General features: G+C 70.6%; 15 protein-coding genes. 6 read left to right on the plus strand and 9 right to left on the minus strand.

Annotation, left to right across the window (positions count from 1 at the left end; genetic code table 11):
• Positions 1 to 9 precede the first annotated feature (9 nt).
• The 3 genes from M3Q35_RS11235 to M3Q35_RS11245 form a co-directional block, all read right to left on the minus strand.
• Positions 10 to 1836, minus strand: a complete 1827-nt coding sequence (locus M3Q35_RS11235) for a S8 family serine peptidase (protein ID WP_273941620.1) — start codon at positions 1834 to 1836, stop codon at positions 10 to 12.
• Between the two features lie 118 nt (positions 1837 to 1954).
• Positions 1955 to 2377 (minus strand): permease-like cell division protein FtsX, encoded by a 423-nt coding sequence (locus M3Q35_RS11240; protein ID WP_273941621.1) that lies wholly within the window; start codon positions 2375 to 2377, stop codon positions 1955 to 1957.
• The gene (locus M3Q35_RS11245) at positions 2275 to 2808 is read right to left on the minus strand and encodes a DUF302 domain-containing protein (protein WP_273941622.1); all 534 of its coding nucleotides are present in this window, start codon (positions 2806 to 2808) and stop codon (positions 2275 to 2277) included. The genes M3Q35_RS11240 and M3Q35_RS11245 overlap by 103 nt, the downstream gene beginning before the upstream one ends.
• A gap of 73 nt (positions 2809 to 2881) precedes the next feature.
• Here M3Q35_RS11245 and M3Q35_RS11250 point away from each other — a divergent pair, with 73 nt between their 5' ends.
• The 3 genes from M3Q35_RS11250 to M3Q35_RS11260 are packed head-to-tail and all read left to right on the plus strand — an operon-like array spanning position 2882 to position 5496.
• Positions 2882 to 4000, plus strand: a complete 1119-nt coding sequence (locus M3Q35_RS11250; RefSeq protein WP_273941623.1) for a glycosyltransferase — start codon at positions 2882 to 2884, stop codon at positions 3998 to 4000.
• A 29-nt stretch (positions 4001 to 4029) separates the two neighbouring features.
• Entirely contained in the window at positions 4030 to 4557 is a 528-nt protein-coding gene (locus M3Q35_RS11255; protein WP_273941624.1) for a DinB family protein, read from the plus strand.
• A gap of 21 nt (positions 4558 to 4578) precedes the next feature.
• Positions 4579 to 5496, plus strand: a complete 918-nt coding sequence (locus M3Q35_RS11260) for a 5'-nucleotidase (RefSeq protein WP_273941625.1) — start codon at positions 4579 to 4581, stop codon at positions 5494 to 5496.
• Here the strand turns inward: M3Q35_RS11260 and alc are convergent.
• Genes alc through M3Q35_RS11290 form a run of 6 tightly spaced genes read right to left on the minus strand, consistent with a single transcriptional unit; the run spans position 5477 to position 12391 of the window.
• A complete protein-coding gene (alc, locus tag M3Q35_RS11265; RefSeq protein ID WP_273941626.1) occupies positions 5477 to 6586 on the minus strand; it encodes an allantoicase in 1110 nt (369 codons plus the stop codon). The two genes, M3Q35_RS11260 and alc, sit on opposite strands and share 20 nt — an antisense overlap.
• Complete coding sequence (gene allB / locus M3Q35_RS11270) at positions 6583 to 7908, minus strand: allantoinase AllB (RefSeq protein WP_273944312.1); 1326 nt, start codon at positions 7906 to 7908, stop codon at positions 6583 to 6585. The genes alc and allB overlap by 4 nt, the downstream gene beginning before the upstream one ends.
• Positions 7909 to 7936: 28 nt before the next feature.
• Complete coding sequence (locus M3Q35_RS11275; protein ID WP_273941627.1) at positions 7937 to 9016, minus strand: glycerate kinase; 1080 nt, start codon at positions 9014 to 9016, stop codon at positions 7937 to 7939.
• A 1-nt stretch (position 9017) separates the two neighbouring features.
• Positions 9018 to 10712: a glyoxylate carboligase gene (gene gcl / locus M3Q35_RS11280; RefSeq protein ID WP_273941628.1), complete on the minus strand. Its 1695-nt coding sequence runs from the start codon at positions 10710 to 10712 to the stop codon at positions 9018 to 9020.
• Positions 10713 to 10715: 3 nt separating this feature from the next.
• Positions 10716 to 11585: an NAD(P)-dependent oxidoreductase gene (locus tag M3Q35_RS11285; protein ID WP_273941629.1), complete on the minus strand. Its 870-nt coding sequence runs from the start codon at positions 11583 to 11585 to the stop codon at positions 10716 to 10718.
• Positions 11582 to 12391, minus strand: a complete 810-nt coding sequence (locus M3Q35_RS11290) for a hydroxypyruvate isomerase family protein (RefSeq protein ID WP_273941630.1) — start codon at positions 12389 to 12391, stop codon at positions 11582 to 11584. Before M3Q35_RS11290 ends, M3Q35_RS11285 begins: the two co-directional genes overlap by 4 nt.
• Positions 12392 to 12492: 101 nt before the next feature.
• Here M3Q35_RS11290 and M3Q35_RS11295 point away from each other — a divergent pair, with 101 nt between their 5' ends.
• From M3Q35_RS11295 to uraH, 3 genes are read left to right on the plus strand one after another with little or no spacing between them, the layout of a single operon-like run.
• Complete coding sequence (locus M3Q35_RS11295; protein WP_273941631.1) at positions 12493 to 12966, plus strand: helix-turn-helix domain-containing protein; 474 nt, start codon at positions 12493 to 12495, stop codon at positions 12964 to 12966.
• A gap of 55 nt (positions 12967 to 13021) precedes the next feature.
• Positions 13022 to 13456 (plus strand): 2-oxo-4-hydroxy-4-carboxy-5-ureidoimidazoline decarboxylase, encoded by a 435-nt coding sequence (gene uraD / locus M3Q35_RS11300; RefSeq protein ID WP_273941632.1) that lies wholly within the window; start codon positions 13022 to 13024, stop codon positions 13454 to 13456.
• Positions 13453 to 13770: a hydroxyisourate hydrolase gene (gene uraH, locus M3Q35_RS11305; protein ID WP_273941633.1), complete on the plus strand. Its 318-nt coding sequence runs from the start codon at positions 13453 to 13455 to the stop codon at positions 13768 to 13770. The genes uraD and uraH overlap by 4 nt, the downstream gene beginning before the upstream one ends.

A 13770-nucleotide genomic window follows, 5' to 3' on the forward strand; every position in this document is an offset into this window, starting at 1 on the left:
GGTTATGGACTAAATGGCGCTGAGCACGCCGGCGCCCCAGAAGTCGCCGTCGCGGTGGACGGCCCGGGCCTTGAGGATGAACGTGAGCAGCTCGGGTGAGATCCAGCGGCCGCCGAACTCCTGGCGAGTCAGGGCGGCGACGCCGGCCGAGCTCGGGGTGGCGGCGGAGGTGCCGTAGAAGCGGCAGTCACCGGGCTTGACCGAGGGGCAGGTGCCGGCGCCGAACGGGCCGACGCCGCTGACCTGGACACCATCGGTGGCGGTGTAGGTCGGTGCGCCGAAGGTGCGCGGGTGCCCACCGGGGACACCCTGGCACGGCCCGATTCCCTTGCCGGGGCAGCGAGTGGTGGTGATGATCTGCACCGGACCGGCGGCGCTGTACGCCTCGAGCGGGCTGGTGGTGGGGTCGACGGTGTTGGTGGCGTCGGTGGCCCCGGCACTGGTGGCGTAGCCCAGGTAGTTGGAGTCGGGGTTGAGCGAACCGGCGCGGTCGACCGGGTCGAGGGTCTGCACGCCGGCGGACAGGGCCCGCCAACGCAGGTCGAGGGTCGGCACGGCGCGAGCGGAGGACGTGCCGGCGACGTCGACGACGAGGCGAGCCGGCTGGGCGGCGCCGGTCTGGTTGGTATAGGTGAACTGCTCGATGGTGTCACCGACACCGTTGGCCTGCTTGGCATTGCTGTACGCCAGGCAGTTGCCGGCGGCGTCGACCAGGTACAGGTTCAGGTCGGTGAAGCCGCCCTGGCCGGTGGTCGGGTAGATGGCCCGCGGCTCGCTCCACTGCAGGGTCGGCATGACCGAGGCGCCGGGCAGCAGGTTGAGGTTGTAGGAGTTGTCCGTGCCGCGCAGGTTCACGGTGTTGTGAATCGGCGTGGGGCAGTTGGTCTGCGGACCGGTCTGGTCGTCGGGCGTGCGGCCGGTGCCCTTGGCCGCCACGCGCGGGGCGTGCCGGGTGCCGAGGTTGCCGGCCGAGGAGGAGACCCAGATGCCGTGCTTGGCCAGGTTCTCCGCGGTGGTCGCGCCGAGGCCCTGCTGGAAGGCGGGCTCGTCGTCGAAGGCCAGGTCCTCGGTGATGATGGTGGCGCCGTTGGCGGCCAGGTCGTGGAAGCCCTTGACGTAGTCGGCCAGCGTCTCGCCGCTGGTGGCGTACATCAGCTTCGCGTCGGGGGCGATGTCGTGGACGATCTCCATCATCGCCGTGCCCTCGTCGTTGTCGTACGCGGCCGAGCTGATGATCTTCGTGTCGGCCGGCAGCTCACCGCGGGCGATGGCCTCGGCCACGTGGTCGGCGTCGCCGGACATGACGCCGACGGTCTGTCCCTTGCCGGTCAGGCCGTGCTGCTGGGCGATGTCGGCCTTGTGCAGCTTGACGCCCTCGGCCTCGTTCGGGCCGACGTCGGTGGCCGGGCGGATGCTCGGCCGCAGCGTCGCCACCCACGGCAGGGCCGCGACGGCGTCCAGCTTGTCGGTCGGCACGAGCGTGCTGACCAGGCCGGCCACCGGCAGGTCGTCGACGCCCGGCACCGCGGCCAGCTTGGCCGCGTTCGTCTGCACCGTCACGCCGAGTGAGCGCAGCTGGCTCTCCTGCTCGGCGGTGACCGGGCCGTCGGCGTACACCTGGACGCCGAGGCCGTGCTGGTCGGCCGTCAGCGTGTCGGGCGAAAGCTGTCTGGCCTTGGCCGCGCCCAGCTGGGAGACCTGTTGTGCCTGCTGCCGCAGCATCGACGGGATCTTGTACGACGTGTCCGGTGCCGCCGAGGCCGCCGTGCCGGTCACGGTGAGCAGCGGGGCCACCAGCGCGACACCGGCCACGAGCGCGCGTAAGCGCCGTGTCATGTTCCCTCCTCAAGGTCACCCGTTAGGGGGTCACCCTAGAAGGGAAGCGACTAATCGGACACCGGCCGTTCGGCGGGTGTACAGGGCGAAAACGACATGCTGCCCCAAGGGGTGGCCATCAGTGCGAACCTTGAAGTTCGGAGCAGATGAGGCGGTGGATCTCCGCCGGGGGCGGGAACTGCCGGGTGAGGATGTCGCCGAGGGCGCTGGCTGACACGCCGGGCTTGGGGCGGACCTTGACCAGGGCGGGCATGGCGTCGGGGCGCGCGGTCTTGAGTACGTCGGGTTGGTCGGCGAACATGCGGCGGAAGTCCTCGTAGGACTGCTGCTTGGTCTGGGTGGTCACGGACTCGACGTCCTGGTGTGTGGCCAGTACCTGGGCCTGGACCTGGGGTAAGTCGGTGTCGTTGTGGAGATAGATGTCGACTTCGTCGGGCTTCAGGCAGGGCTGAGGGGCGGCGGCGGGGGTGGGGGCGGTGGTGGTGGACCAGAGCAGGATGCCGACGCCGGCCACTGCGACGAGGCCGAGGACGAGGGCCATGACCGTGTACTTCGTGCGCACGGGCGAAAACTCTGCCACGCCCGCGGGTCACTCCCCGCGGCCTCCAACGACACCGAGTCCAACAGCTCGGCCATCCGGTCCAAGGTGTCCTTCTGCTCGGCCAGCTCGTAGCTGCCGGCCAACTCGCGCGGATCGTGGTGGCCGACGAAGGCCAGCTGCGGGGCGTCCTCCCAGACCACCATGCGTAGCGGCAGGTCGAGGCCGACGCGAGGGTCGGCGGCCATCAGGCCGGTGCCGGCCTTGGGGTTGCCGAAGATGACAACGTCGATGGGCGGCAGCGACAGCTCAGCCTGGCGGGCGTGGGCGGCGTGGTCGATGTGCGCGAAGATCGTCAGTTCCCGCCGCTCGAGTGCGGCGATCAGCCGCGCGACGGTGGATCTCTGGCTCAGGGTGCTCTTCCGGATCAACACGGGCCCAGTCTCCACCCCGTGTCACGGTCTGTCCTCACCGGTGAACCGGCCAAGATCGGCAATACTCGCCGGCGTGCTGATCGTGACCGGGGTGGCGGCGCTGGCGTGGCTGTACCTGCTGCTGGCGCACGGGGGCTTCTGGCGGACGTCCCAACGGCTGCCGGCGGGCGGACCACCGAGAACCTGGCCGGCGGTGGTGGCTGTGGTGCCGGCACGGGACGAAGCAGACATCCTGGGACTGACGCTGCCGACGCTGCTGGGGCAGGACTACCCAGGACCGTTCCGGGTGGTGCTGGTCGACGACGCCAGCACGGACGGCACGGCACAGGCGGCGCTGGCGGTGGGGACGGGACGGCTGGACATCGTCCGCAGCGAAGGGCCGCCGCCGGGCTGGGCCGGCAAAGTGGCGGCGATGCAGACCGGGGTCCGCAACGCCAGCGACGGCGAGTACCTGCTGTTCACCGACGCCGACATCGCGCACCCGGCCGACGGGGTCCGGAAGCTGGTAACGGCGGCGCTGGCCGACGACCGGGCGCTGGTGTCGCAGATGGCGTTGCTGCGCACGGAAACGTGGTGGGAGCGGCTGATCGTGCCGGCGTTCGTGTACTTCTTCAGCCTGCTGTATCCCTTCGGCAAGGTGAACGACCCGAGGTCACGGATCGGCGCGGCGGCGGGCGGCTGCATGCTGGTGCGGCAGGAGGCGCTGGAGCGGGCCGGCGGCCTGGCGGCGATCAAGGACGCGCTGATCGACGACGTGGCGTTCGGGCAGCTGCTCAAGCGTGCAGGCAATCGGACGTGGCTGGGGTTGTCGACGTCGATCACCAGCCGGCGGCCGTATCCGAAGCTGGCCGACCTGTGGCAGATGGTGGCCCGCTCGGCCTACACGCAGCTGCGAAACTCGCCCTTTCTGCTGGTGGGCTGCGTGCTGGGGCTGCTGGTGATCTTCGTGACGCCGCTGCTTGCGGTGGCCTTGGGACCGCTCGACGTACGGCTGCTGGGCCTGCTGGCCTGGCTGGTGATGGCGGCAACTTACGTGCCGATGCTGCGGTTGTACCGGCTGCCGCTGTGGCTGGCGCCGATGCTGCCGGCGGTGGCGGTGCTGTACACGGCGATGACGGTCGACTCGGCCCGCCGGCACTGGCTGGGCAAGGGCGGCGCATGGAAGGGCCGGACCGCGAAAACCTGCCAGTAGCTGTCAGTCTTCTAGGCGAGGATGGTCCCATGGCAACACTGATGACGCCTCCGACCGGCACCGACGAGCGTGCCGCGCTCCTGACGTTCCTGGCCAACCAGCGCGATGCGCTGATGGCCGCCGTGCAGGGCCTGACCGACGCCGACGCCGGCAAGACGTCCACGGCCAGCGCCCTGTCGCCGCTGGCCCTGCTCCGGCACGCCAACCGCACCGAGCGCCGCTGGGTGCTGGCCGCGCTGGCCGGCCAGGAGCTGCCGGGCGAGTGGCCGCCGGCGGACTGGTCCAAGGAGTTCGTGCTCGACCCCGAGGACACCGTCGCCGCGTCGATCGCCGCCTACCGCGAGACTGCCCGCGGCACCGAGGAGATTGTCAACGCCCTGGAGTCGCTGGACGTGCCGTGCCGCAACGAGCAGGCCGCGCCGTTCAACGCCCGCTGGGTGCTGCTGCACCTGATCGAGGAGACCGCCCGGCACGCCGGCCACGCCGACATCATCCGCGAGTCACTGGACGGCGCGCTGGCCCCGGCACTGATCGACCAGCTCAACGCGGCCGAGTGACAATGAGGGCGGGAGGCGCGCATGGGCTATGACCTGGAGAAACGACTCGTGGTCGGCATCGCGTCGAGCGCCCTGTTCGACCTGGCCGAGTCGGACGGGGTGTTCCGGCGGGAGGGCGAGGAGGCCTACCGGCGCTACCAGGAGGAGCACCTGGCCACGCCGCTGCGGCCCGGGATGGCCTTCCCGTTCGTCCGAAGGTTGTTGTCGCTCAACGACATCAGCCCGGAGGACCCGCTGGTCGAGGTGATCGTGCTGTCGCAGAACGATCCCGACACGGGGCTGCGGGTGCTGCGGTCGGTCGAGCACCACGGGCTGGGCATCACCCGGGCCGTGTTCAACCAGGGACGCGCGCCGTACCGGTTCATGCCGGCGCTGAACATGTCGCTTTTCCTGTCGGCCAACGAATCCGACGTCCGCGCGGCGGTGGCGGCCAAGCTGCCGGCCGGGCGGGTACTCGACTCGGCGTTCACCGACGACCCCGCGGACCCGGAACTGCGGGTGGCCTTCGACTTCGACGGCATCCTGGCCGACGACGCCTCGGACCAGGTGTGGCAGCGGGAAGGCCTGCCGGCGTTCCAGGGGCACGAGGTCGCCAACATGGTCACGCCGCACGAACCGGGGCCGCTGAGGGATTTCCTGGCCGGCCTGAACCGGATCCAGCGGCGCGAGGAGCAGCAGGGCCTCGACTACCGCCGCCGCCTGCGCATCTCGATCGTCACGGCCCGCGGCGCGCCGGCGCACGAGCGGGCCGTGACGAGTCTCAAGCGGTGGGGCGTCATGGTCAACGACGCCTTTTTCCTTGGCGGTGTTGGCAAAGCGGGTGTGCTGGACGTGCTGCGGCCGCACATCTTCTTCGACGATCAGCCGCACAACCTGGCCGGGCTGCACGTGCCCGGCGTGCACGTGCCGTTCGGCGTGATCAACGAGCAAGCCGGCTGAGCGCGTGCGGCAGGGGCTGGTCGGCGTCCAGAGGCCGGGCATCGACGATGGTCTTGTTGTCGAACACCGCCATGGCGTGGTCGGCCGGCAGGGCGTTGAACCAGCGGCGCAGCAGGAACGCCCGGCCCTTGTCGGTCGGGTCGCCGCTCAACCGCAGCCGGGCCATGCCGCCGTCGGGGAAGACGTCGAGGCGCACGTGCTGCACGGCCCGGTCGACGTCCAGCACGAAGCGGTGCCGGGTGTCGGGCTGCAAACGGGTCTTCGGCATGAGCTCGAACCACGCGGCGGGGTCGTCGACACGGTCGGCGCAGCCGCTGAGCGAAGCCCAGCCGGGGGCGTTTCCCTTGAAATGACTGGTATCCAGCTCGGCGATCCGCACGACGCCCTCGGCGGCCAGGCGCAGCAGCACCCAGTCGTTGCCGTCGTCGCGACGGCGAGCGGTTTCCCAGCCATCGCCCATCACGGCGGCGAAACCGGGGGAAATCAGGTTGGTGGGCTTGGAGTAGAAGACATTGCTGGCGTCGAGGATCTCGCCGCCGTTCTCCAACGCCGCCAGGTCGACGGCACCGATCAGTAAGCGCGGGTCGGCGATCGGGTCGCCGTGCACACGAAGGCGGGCGACGCCGCCATCGGGATAGATCGTCAGCCGCACATGCGTCCAACGTCGGTCGGAGTCGACGTCGAAGACGTTCTCCGCGTCGCCGGCCAGCTTGGACCGCGAGACGATCGGGTGCCAGGACGCGGCGGCCAACTCCTCGGCCGAGGGATAGCCCTCCAGCGCGCACGCCTCGACCGAGCCCTCCGGCGGGTAGTTGCCCTTGAAGAACGCGGTGTCGATGACGACACCCCGCACCACGCCGGCCACGCCGAGCCGGACGATCGCCTGGTCGACGCCGGGCTCACGGCGGCGGCGCGTCTCCCAGCCGTCGTAGACCTGGCCCTTGTGGCCGAACGTGTACGTCTGGAACACGGGCGGTTCCGGCTTGATCAGGTTCTCCCGTTCGGCGAAGAACTCGTCGTTCGCCCACGGCACCGCGCCACCCAGCCGACGGGAGGCGAGATCGGGCAGCGTGGTCCAAGCCGGTGTCATGAATCTCCTCTGGTCAACAGCTTTCCGAACGGCAGGTCGGTGACTTCGCGGCCGCGCAACCAGGTGGTGCGCACGACGCCGGTCAGCTCACGGCCGTGATACGGGGTGACGGGATTGCGGTGGGCCAGCTTGTGCACGTCGACCGTGAACGGCTCGTCGGGGGCGAACCGGCTCAGGTCGGCGTCGGCCCCGGCCACGATCTGACCTTTGGTGGCGAATCCGGCCACGAGTGCGGGTTTGGTGGCCATCCAGGACACGACCTGGGTCAGGTCGAAGCCGCGACGGCGGGCCTCGGTCCATACGGCCGGCAGCCCGAGCTGGAGGCTGGCCACGCCACCCCACGCGTGCCCGAAATCGCCGGTGTCCAGGCGTTTCAGGTCCTCGGTGCACGGCGAGTGGTCGCTGACGATGAAGTCGATCACGCCGTCGGCCAGCCCCTGCCACAGCGCGTCCCGGTTGGCGTCCTCGCGGATCGGCGGGCAGCACTTGAACTGGGTGGCGCCGTCGGGGATGTCCTCGGCGTTGAAGCACAGGTAGTGCGGGCAGGTCTCGGCGGTGATGCGCAGGCCGTCGGCCTTGGCCTCGGCGATCAGCGGCAGCGCGTCGGCCGACGACAGGTGCAGGACGTGCACGCGGGCCCCGGTCCGCCGGGCCAGCGCGATCACGGCCTTGATCGCCTCGTTCTCGGCCTTCCGCGGCCGGGACGCCAGGAAGTCGCGGTAGCGGCGGCCGCACGAGGGCGGTGCGGCGTCGATGACCTCGGCGTCCTCGGCATGCACGATCATCAGGCCGTCGAACTCGCGCAGCACCTTCAGCGCGTCGGCCAGCTCGAAGTGGGTCAGCGGCGGGAACTCCGGCACGCCGGAGTCGAGCAGGAAGCACTTGAAGCCGAACACGCCGGCCTCGTGCAGCTTCGGCAGCTGCGCCAGGTTGCCGGGCACGGCACCGCCCCAGAAGCCGACGTCGACGTACACCCGGCCTTCGGCGGTCTTCCGCTTGACCTGCAAGGCGTCCGGGTCGACGGTCGGTGGCAGGCTGTTCAGCGGCATGTCGACGATGGTCGTGACGCCGCCGGCCGCGGCCGCCCGGGTCGCGGTGTCGAAGCCCTCCCACTCGCTGCGCCCGGGATCGTTGACGTGCACGTGCGTGTCGACCAGGCCGGGCAGCAGCACCTCGTCGTCGTCGAGCGTGACCGTCACGGCCGCGGGTGGCGGGTTGTCCATCGGCGCGAGGGCGGCGATACGCCCGTCGCGAATGCCGACGGCGACCGGTCCGATCCCCTCCGGCGTCACCGCGCGCCGCGCCACCACCGTCAGATCCACTGTGGACATAGATCCTCCTCGGCCCCGCTCAGCAGCATAGGTGATCTCTCACGATGCGCTCGGCCGTCGCCTCCAGCAAGGGGCCCGGTCTGGCCCGGCAGCGCGCCGGGTCCGGCTCCAGGTCGGTCAGCGCATACGCGGCGCGGATCCCCGTGCCGACCAGGTCGTCGGCGGTCAGCGAGCACACGCCGGCAACCGCGACCACCGGCACGCCGCGGGCCGCCCGGGCGACGCCGACCGGAGCCTTGCCGCGCAGGGACTGGGCGTCCAGGGAGCCCTCGCCCGTGATCACGAGCGAGGCGTCGTGCAGGGCGTCACCGAAGCCGAGCAGGTCGAGCAGCACGTCGACGCCGGCCCGGCGAACGGCCCCTAGCACTGCTAGCGCCGCGTAGCCCACTCCCCCAGCCGCCCCGGCGCCAGGCAGGTCGGGGTCACCGCCGACGACTGCGGCCCAGCGCTCGAGTGCCTCAGCGAGCAATGAGACCTGGAGTGGTGAGGCCCCCTTCTGTGGCCCATAGACCGGCGCGGCATCGGACAGCGGATTGTCGACGTCAGTCGCCAACACCAGCTCTATCTGCGACAACCGGCTGTCCAGGCCGCTGAGATCGAGCCGGTCGACACGGGCCAGGCCACCGCCGCCCGGCTCGACCGGCACGCCGTCGACGTCCAACACGAGCGCGCCGAGCGCCCGGAGCATGCCGGCGCCGCCATCGGTGCAGGCGCTGCCGCCCAGGCCGAGCACGATCCGGGCGCAGCCGAGATCCATCGCCACGCGAATCAGCTCGCCGACGCCGTAACTCGTGGCGGACATGGGCGAGCTGCCCCAGCCCAGCCCGGACGCCTGCGCGAGCTCGACGACAGCCGTGTGCCCGCGCAGCGCCAGCATCGCGCGCACGGGCGTGCCCAACGGCCCGGTCACCGTGGTGACGAGCCGGTCGAAGCCGGCCGCGCAGGCCGCGTCCACGGTGCCCTCGCCGCCGTCGGCCACCGGCACCACCCGCACCTTGACGGACGGGTCGGCCCGCCGCAGGCCGGCCGCCAGGTGATCGGCGACCTGGCCGGCGGCGAGCGTGCCCTTGAACTTGTCCGGGGCCAGCAGCACCTTCACCTCAGCTGACCGGCTCGAACTCGACCACGGTGTTCAGCGCGCTGCCCATGGACGCGTTGGCGGCCCGGTCGATCATGATCTCGACCAGCACCGGCCGGCTGGTCCGGGAGGCCTCCTTGCGGGCCCAGGCCAGCGCGTCGGTGATCTCCGACGGCTCGGTCACCCGGCGGCCGGCGCAGCCGTAGGCCTCCATGATCTTGACGTTGTCGGTGCCGTACTCGTCGTAGTGAATGTCCACCTGGTAGTTCATGTTGTAGCCGGTCTCGGCCTGCCGGATCAGGCCGAGGTACTCGTTGTTGAGCATGATCAGCACGAACGGCACGTCGTACTGCGCGGCCACCGCCAGCTCCTCGACCAGGAACTGGAACGAGTAGTCGCCGACCACCGCGACGACCTCGGCGTCCGGCTTGGCCGTGCGGACCCCGATGGCCGCCGGGATCTCCCAGCCGAGCGGGCCGGCCTGGCCGCAGACCTGGTAGTGCCGGGGCAGATGTGCCCGCTGGAACTGGCCCGACCAGATCTGGTAGAGGCCGATCGCGGTGACGAAGTAGGTCTCCGGACCGTAGAACTCGTTGATCTCCCGGAAGACCCGCGGCGCCTTGATCGGCACGGTGTCGAAGTCGTCCCGGCGCGGCAGTTCCGTGCGCAGCTCGGCGATCCGGCCGACCCACTGCTGCCACCGCCGCTTGGCGTCGTGCTTGCGCGCCGCCTTGAGCAGGGCCTCCAGGAACAGCTTGGTGTCGGCGACGATGCCGAGATCCGGCCCGAAGACGCGGCCGATCTGCAACGGGTCGACGTCCACGTGCACGAACTTGCGGTCGCCGCGGTAGACGGAGAGCTCACCGGTGTGCCGGTCCCCGAACCGCGCGCCCAACGCCAGCACGAAGTCGGACTCCAGGAACAGCGCGTTGGCCCAGCGCTGGCTGGTCTGGATGCCGGCCATGCCGGCGAACAGCTCGTGATCCTCGGGCAGACAACCCTTGCCCATCAACGTGATCTGCACCGGCACGCCCAGCAGCTCGGCCACCTCGCGCAGCACGCCGGACGCCTCGCCGCCGATCACACCGCCGCCGGCCAGCAGCAGCGGCCGCTCGGCCGCCAGCAACATCTCCAGCGCCCGGTCGACCCGGGGCTGGTGCGGGTGGACGGACTCGATCGGCAGCGGCGCGTCGATCGCGCCGTCCCACTCGATCTCCTGCTTCTGCACGTCCAGCGGCAGATCGATCAGCACCGGTCCGGGCCGTCCCGACCGGGCGATGCGGAACGCCTCGCGGAAGATCCACGGGGCCTGCGCCGCCTCCTTGACCTGGACCGCCCACTTGGTGACCGGCTTGGCGATCTCCACGATGTCGACCGCCTGGAAGGCTTCCTGGTGCAGTTTGGTCGACACGGCCTGGCCGGTGATGCACAGGATCGGCACGGAGTCGGCCTGCGCGGTGTAGAGGCCGGTGATCATGTTCGTGCCGGCCGGGCCGGAGGTGCCGACGGCGACGCCGACGTTGCCGGTGGTGCGGGCCCAGCCGTCGGCCATGTGGGTGGCGCCCTCCTCGTGCCGCACGATGAGGTGGTCGATCGGGCTTTCCTCCAGTGCCGCGTAGAACGGCAGGATGGCGGCGCCCGGGCAGCCGTACACGGTGTCGACGCCTTCGGACGCGAGCACCTCGACGACCGCCTGCATGACGGGAATCCTCGGCATCGGTCAGTCCCTTCCGGACAGGGTCTCGACGACCTTGAGCAGGGCGGAGTGGTCGAGCGAGCCGTGGCCCATGGCGCGGGCGGCGGCGATCAGCTGGGCGGTGAGGCCGGCCATCGGCAGCGACACGCCGGCCTGCCGCGCGGCGGCCTGGACGATGCCCATGTCCTTGTGGTGCAGGTCGATCCGGAAGCCCGGCTGAAAGTTCCGGGCGATCATGGAGTCGCGTTTGAGGTCGAGAATGCGGCTGGCCGCGAGACCGCCGGCAAGAACGTCCATACCGGCCTTGGCATCCACGCCGGCTGCTTCCAGCAGCACGATCGCCTCGGCCACCAGCGCGTAGGTGCCGCCGACGACCAGCTGGTTGGCCGCCTTGACGACCTGGCCGGCGCCGTGCGGGCCGACGTGCACGATGGTCTTGCCCAGGCTCTCCAGAATCGGCAGCGCCTCGGCGAAGTCCTCGGCCGTGCCACCGACCATAATGGACAGTGCGGCGTTCTTGGCCCCGGTCTCGCCGCCGGACACCGGCGCGTCCAGCACCCGGATTCCCTTGCGTGCGGCCGATTCGGCCACGTTCTTGGACGTCTCGGGGCGGATCGTGCTCATGTCGATCAGCAGCAGTCCGTCGCCGCCGGCCGCGATGACCTCGGTGGTCACCGCCTCGACGTGCTCGTCCTGCGGCAGCATGGTGATCACGACCTCGGCGCCGGCGATGGCGTCGCCGACGCTGCCGGCCCGCTGCCCACCGGCTTCGGCCAGCGTGGCCATGGCCGGTTCGGACAGGTCGAAGCCGGTCACGGTGTGGCCGGCGGCCACCAGGTGGCCGGCCATCGGCGAACCCATGATGCCGAGGCCGATGAAGCCGATCTTGCTCATTGCGCCTCCTGCGGTGCTTGTTGACCGAAGCATTCAAGCCAGCCGAAGCTGTCAGTGGTCGCGCCGGTCGGCCGGTACTCGGCCCCGACGTGGCCGCGATAACCGTTGGCGGCCAAGGTGGTCAGGTGTCGCAGCAGCTCCAACTGCCCGCTGCCGGGCTCGCCGCGGCCGGGCGCGTCGGCGAACTGGACGTGGCCGATGCGCTTGATGTGCTTGCTGGTCACGGAATCGAGGTCGTCGCCGTTGACCGCGAGGTGGTAGAGGTCGCACAGCAGCGCGACGTTGTCCAGCGGTACCAGGTCGGCCACGGCCAGTGCGTCCGCCGCGGTCAGCAGCGGGTAGTCGGGCGCGCCGGACAGCGGCTCCAGCACGATCGTGCCACCGACCGCCTGCACGGCGGTGGCCGCCACGGTCAGGTTGGCGGTCGCCAGTTCGTCCTGTTCGGACGGTGTGAAACCGTTGACCCGGTTGCCGTACAAGGCGTTGAAGGTGCGGCAGCCGGTGCGGCGGGCGATGTCGACGGCGATCTCCACGCTGGCGGTGAACTCGGCCTGGCGGTTGGGCCAGGACACCACGCCGCGGTCGCCGGCCGGCATGTCGCCGGCGAAGAAGTTGAGGCCGACCAGTTCCGTGCCGGCGTCGGCCAGTGCGTCGACGAACGCGTCGACCTCGGCCGTGGTCGGGCTCGCGGTGTCGAACGGCCACCAGAACTCCACCGCGTCGAAGCCGGCCTTCTTGGCCGCCGCCGGCCGGTCCAGCAGCGGCAGCTCGGTGAACAGGATCGAGAGGTTGGCGTCGAGAAGCACCGGATCACTCCGATTTCCGTATCGCGGAATTACTTTTCCGATTAGTGAGAGAGTAGAGCGCGCCGCTGCGGTCGGTCAACGGTCGGCGCTACGGTTCGGCGGTGGATCTGGAGGCCGAGTTCACCACCGAGCCGTTCCGCGCCGAGGCCGGCGGCGAGCCGCCCGCGCACGCCGTCGAGGCCGCCGAGCAGGCCCGAAAGGCCGGCCTGGACACGACATTCGGGCCGCTCGGCACCACCGTGCGCGGACCGTCGGACGAGGTGTTGGACGCCCTGCCGGCGATCTTCCGGGCGGCGCTGACCGGCGGCGCGACCCGCGTGACGTTACGGCTGGGCGTGCCGGGCAGCGACGAAGCGCCCGTGGGTATCGGCTCGCTGGAACGGGTGATCGCCGAGGTGGAGGCCGAGCTCGGCGGGCCGTTGAGCACGCTGTCGCGGGCCGACAAGCAGCGAGCCGTGCGGCTGCTGGAGGAGCGTGGGGCGTTCGAGGTGCGCAAGTCCGTGCCCGCGGTGGCCGAAGCGTTGGGGGTCACCCGCTTCACCGTCTACAACTACCTGAACCGGTCGAGCTCGTGATCCACTTCAACAAATTGTTGACACCGCCGGCCCGGCGCTTCTACCGTCGCTGCACATGAACCTCGACGAGGCTTCGCTGACCCAGTGCCTGGCGGTTCCCCGCTGGGTGCGGGCCGTGCTCGACGGGCAGCCGTACTCCTCGAAGGCCGCACTGTTCGCGGTGGCCGAGCGGGAAGCCGCGACGCTGACCGCCGACGAGGTCGAGCAGGCCCTGGCCGGCCACCCGCGCATCGGCGACAAGTCCGGCAGCGCCACCTCACGGGCCGAGCAGTCCGGAGTGGACAACGTCGACCAGTTCGTCGCGGCCAACCGCGAGTACGAGCAGCGGTTCGGGCGGATCTACCTGGTCTGCGCCGCCGGCCGCGGCGGCGACGAGCTGCTGGCCGATCTCCGTGAGCGGCTGGTGAACACCGACGAGGCCGAACTGGCCGTGACCGTCCGAGAACTCGGCAAGATCGCGCTGCTGCGCCTGGCGAAGGTCGTCCAATGATCACCACGCATGTCCTCGACACCACCTCCGGCCAGCCCGCGCCGGGAGTGTTGGTACGACTGGAATCCGGCGGCCGGATCATCGGCGACGGCGTCACCGACGACGACGGCCGCTGCCGCACGCTCGGCCCCGAGCACGTCGAGGCCGGCGTCTACCGCCTGGTCTTCGACACCGACACCTACTTCGCGCGGGTCGGACGCGAGGCGTTCTTCCCCGAGGTGACCGTGACGTTCCGGATCACCGATCCCGACCGGCACCACCACGTGCCGGTCCTGCTGAGCCCGTTTTCCTTCACCAGCTACCGAGGGAGCTGA

Origin of the sequence: Kutzneria chonburiensis, from assembly GCF_028622115.1 — a bacterium.
GTDB lineage: Bacteria > Actinomycetota > Actinomycetes > Mycobacteriales > Pseudonocardiaceae > Kutzneria > Kutzneria chonburiensis.